General features: G+C 71.6%; 14 protein-coding genes. 8 read left to right on the plus strand and 6 right to left on the minus strand.

Annotated features, from left to right (window positions below):
• Window positions 1-34: 34 nt before the first annotated feature.
• Genes ACIOEW_RS08895 through ACIOEW_RS08905 form a run of 3 tightly spaced genes read right to left on the minus strand, consistent with a single transcriptional unit; the run spans window position 35 to window position 3,093 of the window.
• Window positions 35-1,177 carry an STM4014 family protein gene (locus ACIOEW_RS08895; RefSeq protein WP_401962687.1) on the minus strand — a complete coding sequence of 381 codons (1,143 nt, stop codon included), beginning with the start codon at window positions 1,175-1,177 and terminating at the stop codon, window positions 35-37.
• Window positions 1,158-2,132, minus strand: coding sequence for an STM4015 family protein (locus tag ACIOEW_RS08900; protein WP_401962689.1), 975 nt, complete (start codon window positions 2,130-2,132; stop codon window positions 1,158-1,160). The genes ACIOEW_RS08895 and ACIOEW_RS08900 overlap by 20 nt, the downstream gene beginning before the upstream one ends.
• A gap of 7 nt (window positions 2,133-2,139) precedes the next feature.
• Window positions 2,140-3,093, minus strand: a complete 954-nt coding sequence (locus tag ACIOEW_RS08905; RefSeq protein ID WP_401962692.1) for an STM4015 family protein — start codon at window positions 3,091-3,093, stop codon at window positions 2,140-2,142.
• Between the two features lie 175 nt (window positions 3,094-3,268).
• Between ACIOEW_RS08905 and ACIOEW_RS08910 the strand changes: the two genes are divergently transcribed.
• Together ACIOEW_RS08910 and ACIOEW_RS08915 are read left to right on the plus strand one after the other, a co-directional pair.
• Window positions 3,269-3,595: a hypothetical protein gene (locus ACIOEW_RS08910; protein WP_136330525.1), complete on the plus strand. Its 327-nt coding sequence runs from the start codon at window positions 3,269-3,271 to the stop codon at window positions 3,593-3,595.
• Window positions 3,596-3,710: 115 nt separating this feature from the next.
• On the plus strand, window positions 3,711-4,712 hold the full coding sequence (locus tag ACIOEW_RS08915) for a DUF6745 domain-containing protein (protein ID WP_401962696.1): 1,002 nt from the start codon (window positions 3,711-3,713) through the stop codon (window positions 4,710-4,712).
• Window positions 4,713-4,872: 160 nt separating this feature from the next.
• Here ACIOEW_RS08915 and ACIOEW_RS08920 read toward each other — a convergent pair whose 3' ends face one another.
• The 3 genes from ACIOEW_RS08920 to ACIOEW_RS08930 all read right to left on the minus strand — a co-directional run bounded on the left by ACIOEW_RS08920 (window position 4,873) and on the right by ACIOEW_RS08930 (window position 7,758).
• Window positions 4,873-5,463 carry a TetR/AcrR family transcriptional regulator gene (locus ACIOEW_RS08920; protein ID WP_362542185.1) on the minus strand — a complete coding sequence of 197 codons (591 nt, stop codon included), beginning with the start codon at window positions 5,461-5,463 and terminating at the stop codon, window positions 4,873-4,875.
• 333 nt (window positions 5,464-5,796) lie between these two features.
• The gene (locus ACIOEW_RS08925; protein ID WP_401962699.1) at window positions 5,797-7,005 is read right to left on the minus strand and encodes a Glu/Leu/Phe/Val dehydrogenase dimerization domain-containing protein; all 1,209 of its coding nucleotides are present in this window, start codon (window positions 7,003-7,005) and stop codon (window positions 5,797-5,799) included.
• Between the two features lie 162 nt (window positions 7,006-7,167).
• Entirely contained in the window at window positions 7,168-7,758 is a 591-nt protein-coding gene (locus ACIOEW_RS08930; protein ID WP_401962702.1) for a carboxymuconolactone decarboxylase family protein, read from the minus strand.
• 215 nt (window positions 7,759-7,973) lie between these two features.
• Here ACIOEW_RS08930 and ACIOEW_RS08935 point away from each other — a divergent pair, with 215 nt between their 5' ends.
• From ACIOEW_RS08935 to ACIOEW_RS08960, 6 genes are all read left to right on the plus strand, one after another.
• Window positions 7,974-8,414: a PPOX class F420-dependent oxidoreductase gene (locus ACIOEW_RS08935; protein ID WP_401962705.1), complete on the plus strand. Its 441-nt coding sequence runs from the start codon at window positions 7,974-7,976 to the stop codon at window positions 8,412-8,414.
• 99 nt (window positions 8,415-8,513) lie between these two features.
• The gene (locus ACIOEW_RS08940) at window positions 8,514-9,779 is read left to right on the plus strand and encodes an MBL fold metallo-hydrolase (protein WP_401962708.1); all 1,266 of its coding nucleotides are present in this window, start codon (window positions 8,514-8,516) and stop codon (window positions 9,777-9,779) included.
• A gap of 363 nt (window positions 9,780-10,142) precedes the next feature.
• A complete protein-coding gene (locus tag ACIOEW_RS08945) occupies window positions 10,143-11,168 on the plus strand; it encodes an ArsR/SmtB family transcription factor (RefSeq protein WP_401962711.1) in 1,026 nt (341 codons plus the stop codon).
• Window positions 11,169-11,394: 226 nt separating this feature from the next.
• Window positions 11,395-12,108: a C39 family peptidase gene (locus tag ACIOEW_RS08950; protein WP_362541631.1), complete on the plus strand. Its 714-nt coding sequence runs from the start codon at window positions 11,395-11,397 to the stop codon at window positions 12,106-12,108.
• Window positions 12,105-13,100: an alpha/beta hydrolase gene (locus tag ACIOEW_RS08955; RefSeq protein WP_401962714.1), complete on the plus strand. Its 996-nt coding sequence runs from the start codon at window positions 12,105-12,107 to the stop codon at window positions 13,098-13,100. The genes ACIOEW_RS08950 and ACIOEW_RS08955 overlap by 4 nt, the downstream gene beginning before the upstream one ends.
• A 377-nt stretch (window positions 13,101-13,477) precedes the next feature.
• A complete protein-coding gene (locus tag ACIOEW_RS08960) occupies window positions 13,478-15,424 on the plus strand; it encodes an ATP-binding protein (RefSeq protein ID WP_401962717.1) in 1,947 nt (648 codons plus the stop codon).
• Window positions 15,425-15,428 lie beyond the last annotated feature (4 nt).

Below are 15,428 nucleotides of genomic sequence, written 5' to 3' on the forward strand. Positions count from 1 at the left end.
GGGGCCGACGGCGTCCGTGACACCGGAGGGCGATTCAGGATGTTGCGCTGACACGGTGGTTCCTTGCTCGGTTCAGTACGGCGGCGACCTGCGCCGCATAGGTGTCCAGGCCCTCGGCGCCGCTGCCCGGCAGGCCGGTCAGCCGCGGCAGCAGATCGCCGAAGGCGTTGACCTCGCCCACGGCGAAGCGCCGCCAGCCGGTGGCGGGCAGCAGGTCGACGCCCACGCACAGCGTGCCCGGGAAGACGGCGGCCGCCCTCTCGCACACGGCCAGAGCCTCGGTCCAGCTGCCGCCCGCCGCCTCGACGGCGGCCCGCACCTCGTCGAGATCGCCGCGCGCACCGCCGAGGTGAAGGTTGGTCATGGGGGAGCGGCTGGTGCGGACGACGGCGTGAGTCGCGCGGCCGTCGACCACCACGACCCGCAGATCCGCGACCCGGCCCCGCTGAGAGGCCTTGGGGACCCAGCGCTCGATGTGCAGACCGTCGGGTGCGAGTGCGTCGACGATTGCCGCCACCTCGCGTTCCGTCGTGCAGCGCCGCACCCTGAGCGAGTTGAAGAGCCGGCCGGCCGGGTCGCGCTCGACCGAGGTGACGGCCCGGATCCGGCCGGGGCCGGCCGTCTCCACGGCCATCACCCCGGAGGCGGAGGAACCGTGCGCGGGTTTCACGAACACGCGCGGCATGCGGTGGTCCGCCATCAGCTCACGCACATCGGCCCAGTCCTGGACAGGTCGCGCACCCGGTCCCGATGTCGGCGAAGCGGGGACGGGAACGCCCGCGGCATCCAGGACACCGTGGCACAGACGCTTGTCGAACAGCACCGCGATGTCGCCGGGGCTGTCCAGCAGGAGCGCACCGGCGGCCGTCGCCGCCCGCGTCACGCCCCGGACGGCGGTGGTGAACCGCGCGTACCAGAGGGCCGAGCCCTCCACCCTGGTCGGGTCGTCGACCCCGCGCAGCATCCGTTCGACCTCGGCGTCCTCGCCGGGCGAGTCGATGCGGACCGTCTCCCCGGGCAGGAAGGCCGCCTCACCTCTCAGCACGTCGATCCAGGACACCGTGCGGGCCGGCGGCAGCCCGGCGGCGCGCACGGCGTCCTGGAAGAGGCCGACCCGGCGGCTGCCGGGATTGCCGACGACCGCCAGGCGCGGCGCGCTACTCGCTGACCGCGACATAACGGGGCTCTTCGTCCTCGGGATCCCAGTGGTCCGCCTCGTCGAGATCGACGTGGACGCCCTCGCGGGCACACAGCTCCCGGACCCGGGACATCACCGGTTCGGTGAGGTAGTGGTGGTGCAGATCGAGCGAGGTCAGATGGGTGAGCGGCTGACCGTTGAGAAGGGCCATGGCACCCGTGTCACTGAGCGTGCCCATGGAGAGCGAGAGCGACTCCAGTTGCGCGACGACCGGAGCGGACGCGATCGCCGCGGCGATCTCGTCCTGGATCTCGCTGTTCTGCAGGCCGAGATGGCGCAGCCGGGGAAAGCCGCTGCCGGAGAGGACGGGTCTCATGTCCTCCACGGTGGCGTCGCCGCCGTACCAGGTGGCGCCGAACCACAGCTCCAGCCGCTCCAGGGCGGGCAGTTCGCAGGCGCCGACCGCTCGGACGACATGGCCGGGCAGCCCCCCGGACTCGAACCTCAGCGACTTCAGGGCCGGATGCCGCAGCGGACGCAGCTGAAGCTTCTCCGCCTCGGGGACGGCATCCCCGCCGCCGCGCACCACCAACTCCTCAAGGCGCGGGAACGCCTCGACCAGTTCGGTGATGTCCGACATCTCCAGCCAGGACACCTCGCACTCCTCGCCGACGACATCGGCGAGGAACAGCGCGCGCAGCGCCGGGAGGCGTCCGGCGTCGGAGACGATCAGTTCCGCCACAGGAGCGAAGGAGGTGTAGTCGTCCGGCCACCAGGGTCCGATCAGCAGAGCACGGACTGCTGCGGGGTCGACCGTGTCCAGGAAGTGCTTCCAGATCCCCGGGAACGCGGGTCCCTCCCAGGCGCAGTCCAGCCGCCAGGCCACGGAGCCGGCCTCGGGCAACGCCGCCGGGGTCGAGCCCTCCTCAGCAGGGGGCGGCAGGGTGAAGACGGGCAGGCCGTGGAAGGTCTCGGGGTGCTCGATATCCGTCATCGCGCCATCACTCCGACACCGTGACGTACCGGCCCGCAGCCCCGCGGTCGCCCCATGGCTCGCAGCGGTCCGACAGATCCACCCGCACGCCGTGCGGCTCCAGGGCCTCCGTGACCCGGCGCTCCATCGGCTCGGTGAGGAAGTGGTGGTGCAGATCGAGGACGTCGAGATGCGTCAGCGGCTGGCCCTCCAGCAGCGCCGCGGCCCCCTCGTCACCGAGGGTGCCGCAGGACAGATCCAGGGTGCGCAGCCGGGCCACGAGCGGGGCCGAGGCGACGGCGGCCGCGATCTCGTTCTCCACCTCGCTGTTGCGCAGACCGAGGTGGTGCAGGGCAGGGAAGCGCGTCCCCGACAGCAGCGGCGCGAGATCCGCCACGTCGGTGTCGCCTCCGTAGGCGGAGACACCCAGCCAGAGGTCGAGCCGCTCCAGCGCGGGCAGTTCACTGTCCAGCACCCCACGCACCACCTGCACCGGCAGTCCGCCGGTCTCGATGGTGAGAGAACGCAGCCGCTCGTGCTTCGTGGCGGGGAAGACGAGCTCGGAACCGCCGCGTACCCCGAGCTCCACCAGCGCGGGAAAAGCGCTGAGCAGCGCGGTGACATCACTCTGCTCGATCCAGGAGATCTCCGCCTCCTCCATCGTCAGATCGCCGACGAACACCGCTTCCAGCGATGTCAGCCGCTCGGCGGCGGCGATCACGAGCCCGATCGGATACGACGACTTCTCCTCGTACGACTCGCCCCACTGCCCGATGATCAGCGCGCGGACACCGGCCGCGTCCACCTCGTCCAGGAACGCGGCGAACTCCTGCTCCCAGGTGCGGTCCTCGTCCTCGTACGGCTCGACGAAGACGCGCCAGGCCGCCGCGCCGGCGGCCGGCCGGGAGCCGGCGTTCGTCCCGGACCGGAAGTCGACGGCCGGCAGGCCGAGCAGCTCGTGCAGGTGGTCCACATCGGACATGGCCCTGATCTCCTGATGACGGCAACGGATTGATGTGCGCAAGGTCTATCAAGGCCCACTGACAACGGGGCGACCGGGCCCCCGCCGACGGTGCTCACCGGCCGGTTGTCAGACCCCCGCCGTAGCGTTTTCCATGTGGCCGGCACAGCAGGTGCCGCACCGAGGGGAGACGTCTGTGTACCGGCAGGGCGATGTACTGATCATGGCGCTGGAGGAGTCCGCGGTGCCCGCGAACCTCCTGGAGGCACCGGGCGAACTGCGCGACGGACGCGGCCGGCTGGTCCTCGCGCTCGGCGAGGTCACCGGACATGCGCACGCCGTGCCGGGGCCGGGACGGCTGATCCGGGAGGGCGGAGTGTTCGGCCCGATGCTGCTCCATCTGCCCGACGGCGGACGCGTGGTGCACGAGGAGCACGCGGTGATCTCGTTGCCGAAGGGCTGGTTCCGGGTCGTGCGCCAGCGCGAGTACGCGCCGGGGGCGGTCCGCATCGTCGCGGACTGAGGAACCGGAAACATCCGGAAGCGTATGAGCGTCCGGAAACGTATGGGCATCCGAAGCATCCGAAGCATTCGGAGCACAGGACACAGGGACACAGGAACAGGGGACGGGGAGAACGATGCAGTACGTGGACTCATGGCGGGCCGTGGCGGCGGCGACCGGCGCGGCGGACCGGACGGCGGCCGAGGAAGGGGTACGGCTGGCCTACCGCAGCGCGGGTCTTGCCGAGCCGGAGGAGTTCGTCTGGGCCGACTCGCCCAGGGCCGCCGTCGAGGCGGTGGAGAAACTGACCGATCCCGGGCGCTCGGTCCGTGACGACGTGCGGACCCGTCCCTGGGCGGAGGAACGGCGCCGGATGTACGACGAGTTGGGTCCGGCCGGCTGGTCCGCGCTGTGGTCCGCCACCGGCGCTCAGCTCTGGGAGACCACGTCGGCGCTCGCCGACCGCATACGGGCCGGCGTGGTGGCGGATCTCGCCGTGCAGCCCGAGGACGAGTCGGATGTCCGGCTGGTGCTGCTCGACGCCGTCCTGGGCCAGCACGACGCGGCCTGGCTCGCCGCCTTCGACGGCCGGGGCGAGCGGCTCGCCGGACTCGCGGCCGTCGCGAGGAACGCGGGCTGGTGGTGGCCCTACGAGCGCACCGTGGTGATGACCGAACGCCCCGAGACGCTGCACCGGGACGAGGCGGGCCGGCTGGACAGCGGTGACGGCCCCGCGCTTGCCTACCGCGACGGCTTCGCCCTGTACGCCTGGCGCGGCATGCCCGTCCCCGCCGCATTCCTCGCGGAACTGGGGGCGCTGACACCCGAGCGGATCCGTGCCGAGGACAACGCGGAACTGCGCCGCGTGATGCTGGAGTTCTACGGATACGACCGCTATCTCACCGAGTCCGGCGCCGAACCGCTGCACCGGGACGAGACGGGCGTTCTCTGGCGGATCGCGCTCGACGGCGACGAGGACGTGGTCATGGTGGAGGTGGTCAACTCCACTCCGGAGACGGACGGGACACATCGGACGTACTGGCTCCGAGTGCCGCCGCGGACCAGGACCGCGCGGGAGGGCGTCGCCTGGACGTTCGGACTCCAGGGCGAAACCTACGCGCCGGTGCGTCAGACCTGACCGGCACCCAGGCGGCGGGCAGACAGGGGCGGGCGGCGGGCAGACAGGGACGGGCGGCGGGCCGGGCCGCCAAGCCGTCGAACCTGCCACGCCGTCACGCCGTCGAACCTGCCACGCCGTCACGCCGTCGAACCTGCCACGCCGTCACGCCGTCATGCCGTCAGGCGGTCAGGGCCTCGTGGTCGATGCCCAGTTCACGGGCGAGCGCCTCCTCGGTCCACTCCAGCATCGTGGCCCGGGACAGCGGACCCGCGTACGACGTCATCTGCACCGCCAGACCATCCAGGAGCGCTGTCAGCCGCCAGGCCACGGACATCGGGTCGTCGCAGTGGAACTCGCCCGCTGCCGCGCCCTCTTCGATGACCTCGGCCAGCTCCGCCTTCCACTGCTGGTCGAGATCGCCCGCGACATTGCGCAGCGCCGGGTCGCGGAGGGAGGCCGCCCAGCCCTCGATCCACAGCCGCCACCCCTTGGCCTGGCCCGTCGGCGCGTACCACCGTACGGCCGCGCGCAGTCGGCGGACCGCGGTGGTGCGCCGGCTCAGCAGCTTGCGCAGTTGAGCCAGATCGGCTTCGGCGGCGTGCGCGAAGGCGGCGGCGACCAGCTTCTCCTTGGTGGAGAAGTGGTAGAGCACGAGGGCGTTGCTCACGTTGAGCACGGACGCCACATCGGCGATCCGCACCGCCGCGACACCCCGTACCTCGATCTGCTCGACGGCAGCACGCAGTAGCTCCTCGCGTCGCTCCGCCACACCCAACCGCACTCTTGCCACAGCGTCACCCTAACCAATGCATGCTCCGGCGCAGGCCGGGGGCGGGACCGGAACCGGCCCGCCCCTTGGTCTCTCCCGCTCATCCACTGCTGTCCGGCGCGATCAGCACCACATGTCCGCGCATCCCGATTTGGAGGCGTCGGAGTCTTCACCGGCTGCGCCGGCCGCGCAGCGCCGGCGCCTTTCGTTCGGATCAGGCTGGATCTGGCTGGATCTGGCTGGATACGGGTGGATCAGGGTGCGGCGCCAGGGCCCACGAGCCCAGCGTGATCCACGCGGGAGACCATGGGCCACGGGGCCCCGGACCTGAGGTCAGCGGTACCAGCCGAAGCGGTCGGCCATCACCGGCAGCCGGTCGGCGACGACGGCGTGCGCCGCCGCGCGCGGAGTGCAGCCGTCCGCCGCGGCGCGGGCCAGTACGAGCTCGATGAGAGCGCGCATCGCGCGCCGGATGTGCGCGAAGGCCTCGTCCGCGTCGGCGCCGATGTCACCGAACAGAGTCCACCACCACCATGCGTTGGTGCCGGAGTTGACGACGACATCGGGCAGCACCGTGATCCCGCGTGCGGTGAGCAGTGCCTCCGCGTCGGGCAGGACCGGCATGTTGGCCGCCTCGACCACCCAACGAGCCGTGATCCGGGCCTGGTTCGTCAGGTCGACGGCGTAGGAGACGGCCGCGGGCACGAGGACGTCCGCGTCCTGCGTCAGCCAGGCGTCGGCGGGCAGCTCCCGATCGGTGGCGCGCAGCACGCCGCGGTCCACCGTGCCGTAGGCGTCGCGGGCGGCCAGGAGCGCCTCGACGTCGAGACCGGCCGGATTCGCGATCGTGCCCTTGATGTCGGCGACGGCGACCACCCGCAGGCCGGCCCGGGACAGGAACCGCGCGGTCGCCCCGCCCATGGTGCCGAGCCCCTGGAGCGAGACCCGCGCGTCGCCGTACGCGATGCCGGCCCCGTCCAGCGCGGCGAGCGCGGACTCGGCGACTCCGCAGCCACCGGCCAGCTCGTCCAGGCCGATGCCGTCCACCTCGACGGCAAAGGCGTCGGCCAGCCGCCGGCGCGCCGCGGTCTCGTCGTCGAGCAGCGGGTAGACGGCCTGGACGGTGGAGACGAGCCCGGCCTCCACGGCGGCACGGTCGACCAGGTCCTGGGTGAGCCCGAGGTCCTCGCCGGTCGTCCAGATGTTCTCCACGTACGGACGCATCGCCCGCAGATAGCGCACCAGGATGCCGTAAGCCGCCGGGTCGCGGGGGTCGCAGTCGATGCCGCCCTTCGCGCCGCCGAGAGGTATGTAGCGCGCACCGGACCGCTCCGCATCGAAGTGGAGCGCTTCCTTCATGGTCATGCCGCGGGCCAGTCCGGCCACCTCGTCCAGCGTGCAGCCCGCCCGCATGCGCAGCCCGCCACTGGACACCCCACGCACCAGCCGGTCCACGACGAGGTGCCCGTGGCGGCCCGTGACGTGGTCCGTCCAGGTCAGCGAGATCAACGGGGCGGGCGGGGACACGGGAGGTGTCGTCATCGGGGTACTCCTCGGTCACGGCGATCGGGGCGGGCCCGTGGCGGTGCCATGGATACCGGGGGAGCGGACCCGCCGCCCCCGATGCCGGCCAACGATCATTTACTGAATCGCCAGTCAGTATCGGGATGGTGGGGGCGCACTGTCAATGCGGCCTGCGCGGCATCACCGGTCGGTGGCCGAAGCGCGCTGTCCGGACGCGCCAGGCGGCTGCAGCTCGCACCGGTCCTTGAAGCCCTGGCTGGTGAGACCGAGGGCGGAATTCGACCGCGACCGCATGTTCTCCACCGCGATCACCGTCGTCAGCTCGACCAGCGCCCTCTCGCCGAGCGAACCGAGCAGCCGTTCCACCATCTCGTCCTCCACCTGCGGCGGAGTGACGGTCATGGCCTCCGCGTAGGCCAGCACATCGCGCTCCAGCGGGGAATAGACGTCGCTGTCGCGCCAGGCCGGGATCTCGCTGAGCTTGCGCGGGTCCATACCCTGGCTGTGGTTCACCCAGTACCCGAAGTCCATGCACCAGCCGCACCCGATGGTGGCCGCGGACGCCATCACCGCCAGCGCCTTGAGCTGCGGGTCCAGCCGCTTCCAGCGGCCCACGGAGAGCTCCAGCCGGGAACAGGCCCACAGCACCCCGGTGTGGTGGGCGCCGGCGCGCAGGGGATCGACGACCTTTCCGTACACGCGGTTCGAGTACCACGAGACGGCGCGGAACAGGAGGCTGCGGGGAGGGTCGAGCGAGATGCGGGCGGTCATGACCGGTCTCCTTGGGTGCGGCTCGGTGCCGGCGGGGGCGGTGGGGGCGCCGCCGTCGGGCTGCTGACACGGGTCCGACGGGCGGGGGCCGCAGGATGTGACATCGGCTCCGTGGAGCTGTCGGGGCCGGCGGATGGTGGCTGGATCCGGACGTATGCGGAACGAGCCCTCACCGGATGCGGAATCCTGCGGGCGGACCGGACGTTGGATTCGGCATGACGGGATTCGATGCGCACCAGCAGGGGCTGCTACGGCTGGTCGCCGAGGAGGACGGCGGTGTGCTGGTCACGCTCAGGCAGGACGGCAGACCGCAGCTCTCCAATGTGAACCACTTCTACTACCCCGACGAGCGCATCGTCCGCGTCTCGGTCACCGAGGGCCGGGCGAAGACCCGGAACCTGCTGCGGGACCCGCGTGCGAGCTACCACGTGACCAGTCAGGACCGCTGGGCCTGGACGGTCGTGGACGGCACGGCCGAGCTCACGCCGGTGGCCGCCGACCCCGACGACGCCACCGTGGCGGAACTGATCACCCTCTACCGCGACGTCCACGGCGAGCACCCCGACTGGGACGACTACCGCAAGGCCATGATCAGGGACCGCCGGATCGTCCTGCGGCTCCACGTCGAGCACGTGTACGGACAGCAGCGTGGCTGAACGGGTCCTTCCGGAGCGCCATCCCGTTGGGTGCTCTGCTCTCGCACAGTCGTCCCCCCTGTCCATAATGAGACGATACCGACTCCCTCAGGAGATCTTGTGACCGGCGCTGACTCCACACTCCCGCTCCGCACCAGGCTGCGTGCGCTGCGTCCCGCCGCCTTCGGGGCCGACCCGGGCGGCGTCCGTATGGAGCGCATCCGTCGTTCCCCCAACTTCGCCGACGGGATCTTCCAGAACCCGGTGGGGGCGCGGACCAGACCGTCCGGGTCCGCCCTGGAGTTCGCGAAGGTGTACTTCCGCAAGGAGGAGCGGGTACTCAGGACGCCGACCGGGACCGTGCCCGTGCACGCCACGACCCTCGCCGATCTCGCCGAGCCCCCCGCCTCCGGTCTCCGGCTCACCTGGATGGGGCATTCCAGCGTGCTCGCCGAGATCGACGGACGGCGGGTGCTCTTCGACCCGGTCTGGGGCGAGCGCTGCTCGCCTTTCGCCTTCGCCGGTCCCAAGCGCGTGCACCCCGCACCGCTGCCGCTCGGCGCCCTCGGCCCGGTCGACGTCGTGGTGATCTCGCACGACCACTACGACCACCTCGACCTCCCGACCATCCGCTCCCTCGCGGACACGGCCACGGTCTTCGCGGTGCCGCTCGGCGTCGGTGCGCACCTGGAGCGCTGGGGTGTGCCCCTGGACCGGATCCACGAGCTCGACTGGAACGAGTCCACGACCGTCGCCGGAATCAGCCTGACCGCGACGCCGGCCCGGCACTTCTGCGGCCGTGGTCTGCGCAACCAGCAGCACACGCTCTGGGCCTCCTGGGCCGTCGCGGGGCCCGAGCACCGGATCTACCACAGCGGTGACACCGGCTATTTCCCCGGCTTCAAGGAGATCGGCGCCGAGCACGGCCCCTTCGACGCCACCATGATCCAGATCGGTGCGTACAGCCAGTACTGGCCGAAGGACCAGACGGACAGCAAGCCGGAACCCGGCGCCTGGCCGGACATCCACATGAGCCCCGACGAGGGGGTCCAGGCCCATCTCGACCTCCAGGGCGACGACCCGTCGGCCGGCGTCATGCTGCCGATCCACTGGGGCACGTTCAACCTCGCCCTGCATCCGTGGGCCGAACCCGCCGAATGGTCCATGCGCGCCACGCAGTTCGCCGGCGTGACGATGGCGGCCCCGCGACCGGGCCAGCCGTTCGAACCCGCCGATCCGCCCGCCGTCGAGCCCTGGTGGCGTGGTGTGGCCGCCGAGCCGGCACCTGGCTGGGGCAACTGGCCCCCCGTGCACGTACAGCTTCCCGGCGGGGCCAAGGCCGCTGCCACCCCCGACCGCGACCGGGACCGGGCGGCCCAGGCGTGACGGGCGCGTCGCCGCCCCGGTGACCGCGGCCCCGGGCGGGTGCACCGGGGCGGCGGTCACGGTGGCGTGCGGAACGGCTCGGTGAGTCACCGGGGCGGCGGTCACGGTGAGGTCCCCAAACGGCTCGGTGAGCACCGGGGTGGTGGTCACAGTGAGGTCCGAGCGGCCCTGTGCGTCACGGGGGCGGCGGTCACGGTGAGGTCCGAGCGGCCCGGTGCGTCACCGAGGTGGTGGTCACAGTGACGTCCCGACGGCTCGGTGCGTCACCGGGGCGGCCCGCGCAGTGACGTTCGAACGGGGTGGGAGGGCGGTCGAACGGCGGTACGCTGCGCCCGGAGGAGCTTACGTCCCGGGGGAGCGGCCATGCTGCGGGTGTATTTCACGTCCGAGGATCTGGCGCGGGTCAGGGTGGCTCCCGGCCCGGACTTCCTCTGGGAGATCAGCAACAGCGTGCAGACCCTGCAACGGCGCGACGGCGAAAGGGTTTTCGGTGCATGGCGCCGCTGGGTGCGACCGCGACTCTCCGACAGTCCCAGGCTGCTTTCGTCGTTACTGCCCCCGCGTGGCTACTCGCCCGACTTCCTCACCCCCACGTCCGGTGACCGCGCCACGCTGCAGGGAGCCCTCGACACCCTGATGAGCACCCCGCGGCCACGGCTGCGGACCGACCTGACCCACCTGGCGTCCTCGCTCCAACTGCCGGGTTGGGTCCGTTCGTTGGCGGGTGGGGACACCGATACCCTGCGGCGTCTGGGTGGAGCCCTGGGTACGTACCAGCGCGAAGCGCTCGCACCGTACTGGCAGCGCGTCCACGCTCATGTCGACGCCGACCGCGCCGTCCGGCTGCACAGTCTGCTCGACGGGGGAACCGAGGGCCTGCTGGCCGGGCTCGGACCGCAGTTCCGCTGGCGTCCGCCCGTCCTGGAAGTGACGTATCCCGTCGATCAGCACCTGCGTCTGCGCGGCCGGGGGCTCGTACTTCAGCCGTCGTTCTTCTGCTGGCCGACGCCGATCACGCTGGCCGACGGGGACCTGCCGCCCGTTCTCGTCTATCCGATCCACCACACGGCGGACTGGGCCGGACCGGCCCCTGCCGCCGCCCCGGGGTCCCGTTCCGTGGACGGCTCCGGGCCTCTGGGGCCCCTGCTCGGGCACACCCGCGCGGGCATTCTGCGTGCCACACGCACCGGATGCTCCACCGTCGAGGCGGCCCGGCTCCTGGACGTGACCCACCCCGCCGTCAGCCAGCACCTGAACGTGCTGCGTGCGGCGGGACTGGTGGCCACGGTGCGCAAGTCCGGACGCTCCTTCCATGTCGCGACCGCCGAAGGCAGGGCCCTGCTGGCCGCGGAGGAGCGGGCCCGCCGGTCGCCGGAGCGCGGAGTGTGAAGTCCGGAGCGTGACGACCGCTGAAACATGACGGTCATCCGCTGAAGCACGACGGGCGTGCACTGAAGCATGACGGGCATTCAAGTGCCGCCGTAAGTCTGAACTTTCGTCGCTTGCGCCCTTCGCGTGGCAGCGGCGACGCTGATTCCCGCTGTCCCGCACAGCTGAGCGGTTCCCGAATCCGTTTCTGCCCGCAAGGCCACCCCCACCCTCCTCAGGAGCCTTCATGCGCAAGAGACTTGTCTCCTCCGCGATCGCCGTCGCCGCTGTCGGAGCTCTGCTCCAGCCCACCCTGGCCCAGGCGTCACCCGTACCGCACACCCCGTCCGTGTCCGTGCTCGCGCACGGCTCGAAGGCCGGAACGGCAGTCGTGAGCGGACACAACCAGCCGGGCACCCGGCTGGACGTGGCCGCCGGACGTACACAGAGCGCGCACTGGCTGCAGATCGACTACCAGGTCCAGGAGACCGGCTACTGGTGCGGCCCGGCCGCCACCCGCATCGCGCTCTCCGCCCGGATGGCCCCGCCCAGCCAGGGGGACCTGGCCTGGCAGCTCGGCACCACCCAGAACGGCACCGACCACATCGGCCAGGTCACGAGCGTGCTCAACTCGAACCTCGGCGGTGGCTGGTACGAGACCAAGGAGATGCCGAACGACCCGCCCACCCAGGCCCAGCGGGACCTGCTGTGGTACGACATCGTCTTCGACATCGACCGCAACTACCCGCTGGTGGCCAATATCGTTGCCCCGCCCGGCAATCAGCCCCCCGGCTATCCGTCGGACCAGACGATCTACCACTACTTCACCGTCTTCGGCTACGACGAGGTGGACCGCACCGTACTCATAGCCGACCCCGCCTCCTTCAGCGGCAACCAGATCTACTGGATCTCCTTCGACCAGCTCGCCACGCTGATCCCGCCGAAGGGCTACTCGGCATGAGCGCGAACGAGAGCCGCCCCACCCGCAGGAGCGTCATCAGGGCCGCCGGCGGGCTCTCCGCGGCGATGGCGCTGGGCGCCGGGAGTCTCCTCGCCACGGCAACGCCGGCCAGTGCCGCGGGGGACGGCTTCGGGCTGCGCATCGTGGACCGCAACGAGAGCGATCCCCGCATGCGCTACTTCCGGTTCGCGACGGACGCGATCGGCTGGAACCCGGGAGTGAACGTCCTGCTCCCCGACGGCTACCACACCAGTGGCCGGCGCTACCCGGTGCTCTACCTGCTGCACGGGGGCGGCACTGACCAGGACTTCATCACGTTCGACCGTGCGGGCATCCGGGCCTGGACGGCGGGCAGGCCGGTCATCGTCGTGATGCCCGACGGCGGCCACGCGGGCTGGTACTCCAACCCGGTCAGCTCCAACGCCGGTCCCCGGAACTGGGAGACCTTCCACATCGCTCAACTGCTGCCCTGGATCGACGCGAACTTCCGTACGTACGCCGAGTACGACGGCCGGGCCGTCGCCGGATTCTCGATGGGCGGCTTCGGCGCGCTGAAGTACGCGGCCAAGTACTACGGCCACTTCGCCTCGGTGAGTGCCCACTCCGGTCCGGCCAGTCTGCGCCGTGACGCGGGCCTGGTCGGCCACTGGGCCAACGCCTCCTCCGCGGCGGTGGAACTGGCCGGCGGCACGGTCTACGGCGTACCGCTGTGGGACCAGGCCAGGGTCAGTGCCGACAATCCGGTCGAGCGGATCGAGAGCTACCGGAACAAGCGGGTCTTCCTGGTCGCGGGTACCAGCCCCGACCCGGTCAACTGGTTCGACCAGGTCAACGAGAACCAAGTACTCGCCGGACAGCGTGAGTTCCGCGCACTTCTCGGCGGCGCCGGCATCCCGCACGAATGGCACGAGGAGCCCGGCGGACACGTCTTCCGCGACTACATGTTCCAGCGCGACCTCGACGGGATCATCGCCCGGCTCCGCAAGGCGTAGCGGGCCGCACCCCCCAACGAGCCCCCTCGGCGGCGGTCGAGGGGGCTTGCCGCGTTCGCGGGCACGGCACCCCGCGGTGCTGCCGCGGCGTCTTCCGGCTGTCGGCGGTACCGCCGATCGGGTGTCGGATCGCCGGGTACTCGCCAGGAGAAATCGGTCGCTCGTACGAGACGTCATACCAGAGCGGGACGGATGGCGGGCAAGTTCCACAACTGCCCGTCGCACCCTCGCACGGGGCGACTACCGTGTGTGCCCGGTGATCAACGGTGGGCTCATCTTTTCCGAGCCTGCCCGGCCGATGACCCGAGAATGACCGACCACCGTAGGTGTCACCACATGAATGCCGATTCCTGGTGCCCCACGTACCGAGGACGCTGATGTCTCAACTTCGCGCACCCGACGCGCGACCGGAACGACGAGAGGGCGGGCGGCACGGCCGACCGGGTCCCCGTTCCCACTCGGCCGCGGCCAGGCCGCGCACTGCCCGGACGTCTCCCGAGGCGCGTATACGCCCCCAACTCCTGCGCACCGCAGTCCTGCCTGCCGCCGCCGTCGCACTCGCCGGCGCCGCGGCCGTCATCTACACCGCCCGCGCCGGCGGTGTCCGTCCGTCCACGGAGCTCTGGACGGCGCTCGGCGCCGCGGGCGGGCTGGCGGTCGTCGCGATGGTGGCCGCCTTCCTGGCCGCCAACCGGGTCGCGACCACCGTCCTCGGCCGCTGCCTGGCCCTGCGCCGGGCCAGCGCACAGGGCCAGGCCGACCTGCAACGGGTGGTGGAACAGCTCCGCAACGGCGAACCCGTGCCCGCGCGGCGTCCCTCGCAGCCCGTCGCCCCCGGCAGTGACGGCTTCGAGCTGCTCGCGCAGGAGCTCGGGCGCCAGCAGGAGGGAGCCGTGGCCGCCGTCGTCCAGGCGTCCCGGCTGACCGAGCACACCGGCGAGGACCAGAAGGTGGAGGTCTTCGTCAATCTCGCCCGCCGGCTGCAGTCGCTCGTGCACCGCGAGATCCAGCTGCTCGACGAGCTGGAGCACCAGGTCGAGGACCCCGATCTGCTCAAGGGGCTCTTCCAAGTCGACCACCTGGCCACGCGCATCCGCCGGCACGCCGAGAACCTCGCCGTCCTCGGCGGTGCCGTCTCGCGGCGGCAGTGGAGCAACCCGGTCACCATGACGGAGGTGCTGCGCTCGGCGATCGCCGAGGTCGAGCAGTACCCGCGGGTGAAGCTCGTACCCCCGATCGACGGCACACTCCGCGGGCACGCGGTGGCCGACGTGATCCACCTGCTGGCCGAACTGGTGGAGAACGCCACCGTGTTCTCCGCCCCGCAGACCCAGGTCCTGCTCCGCGCCCAGCGCGTCACCGCGGGTCTCGCCCTGGAGGTGGAGGACCGGGGGCTCGGCATGCCGGGCGACGAGCAGAAGCGGATGAACGCCCTGCTGGCCGACCCCGACCAGGTCAATGTCGCCCGTCTGCTCCAGGACGGCCGGATCGGCCTCTTCGTGGTGGCGTCCCTGGCCCGCAGGCACGGCATCGCCGTGCGGCTCCAGAGCAACATCTACGGCGGCACCCAGGCCGTGCTCGTCCTCCCGCAGTCCTTGCTCGGCGCCGACGACGGGTCCGGCGAGGCCACCGGAGCACCGGCCCCGCCCCTCGGCCCCGTGCACCGTCCGCCGCCCCCGGACGACACCGCGGGGCGCCGCAACCAGGCCGCCGCCCCGGCCCCCGAACCGCAGCGTCGCGCCTACGTACCGAAGCAGCAGCAGCTGAGGCTGCACCAGACACCGCAGCAGACGCCGCACCAGGGCGAGGGCCCCCCGCTTCCGCTGCGTGCCGAACGCCTCGACCGGCCCACCCCCGCGGCTCCCCTTTCCGGCATGCGTTCCACGGACGACGAGGTCCCCGCACTGCCTCCGGAAGCCGGGGTCGTGCGCGGAACGATGGGCAGGCCCCAGCTCCCCCGGCGGGCCAATCAGGAACACCTGGTCCCGCAGCTCAGGGAGGCTCCCGCACCGCGCACCGAGGAGGAGCCGACCCTGCACGACCCGGGTCTGGTGGCGGCCTTCCGGCGCGGCATCGACCTCGCCGAGGCACGTGAGGAGTCCGAGGCGCAGGACGCACCGGACGCCGACTCAGGATTCGAGACGTCCCCGGACGCCGACGGGCCCGGAGGCGAGCGGACCGGCCGGGGAGCTCCGGCACCGGTCCGGGCACCGCTGGAACCGCTCCCGGTCCGCGGTGCCGCTCCCGTGGAACTCCTCCGGGCCGGCTCGCACCACAGCGATCAAGACCCACTCGAAGCGCACGTGAACACCACCAAGGAGTAGATGC

Source organism: Streptomyces sp. NPDC087901 (assembly GCF_044742205.1).
Lineage (GTDB): Bacteria > Actinomycetota > Actinomycetes > Streptomycetales > Streptomycetaceae > Streptomyces.

Coding starts and splice junctions, on each gene's coding strand:
- ACIOEW_RS08895 (WP_401962687.1), bottom strand. CDS start 1,177: ATGTCGCGGTCAGCGAGTAGCGCGCCGCGCCTGGCGGTCGTCGGCAAT.
- ACIOEW_RS08900 (WP_401962689.1), bottom strand. CDS start 2,132: ATGACGGATATCGAGCACCCCGAGACCTTCCACGGCCTGCCCGTCTTC.
- ACIOEW_RS08905 (WP_401962692.1), bottom strand. CDS start 3,093: ATGTCCGATGTGGACCACCTGCACGAGCTGCTCGGCCTGCCGGCCGTC.
- ACIOEW_RS08915 (WP_401962696.1), top strand. CDS start 3,711: ATGCAGTACGTGGACTCATGGCGGGCCGTGGCGGCGGCGACCGGCGCG.
- ACIOEW_RS08925 (WP_401962699.1), bottom strand. CDS start 7,005: ATGACGACACCTCCCGTGTCCCCGCCCGCCCCGTTGATCTCGCTGACC.
- ACIOEW_RS08930 (WP_401962702.1), bottom strand. CDS start 7,758: ATGACCGCCCGCATCTCGCTCGACCCTCCCCGCAGCCTCCTGTTCCGC.
- ACIOEW_RS08935 (WP_401962705.1), top strand. CDS start 7,974: ATGACGGGATTCGATGCGCACCAGCAGGGGCTGCTACGGCTGGTCGCC.
- ACIOEW_RS08945 (WP_401962711.1), top strand. CDS start 10,143: ATGCTGCGGGTGTATTTCACGTCCGAGGATCTGGCGCGGGTCAGGGTG.
- ACIOEW_RS08950 (WP_362541631.1), top strand. CDS start 11,395: ATGCGCAAGAGACTTGTCTCCTCCGCGATCGCCGTCGCCGCTGTCGGA.
- ACIOEW_RS08955 (WP_401962714.1), top strand. CDS start 12,105: ATGAGCGCGAACGAGAGCCGCCCCACCCGCAGGAGCGTCATCAGGGCC.
- ACIOEW_RS08960 (WP_401962717.1), top strand. CDS start 13,478: ATGTCTCAACTTCGCGCACCCGACGCGCGACCGGAACGACGAGAGGGC.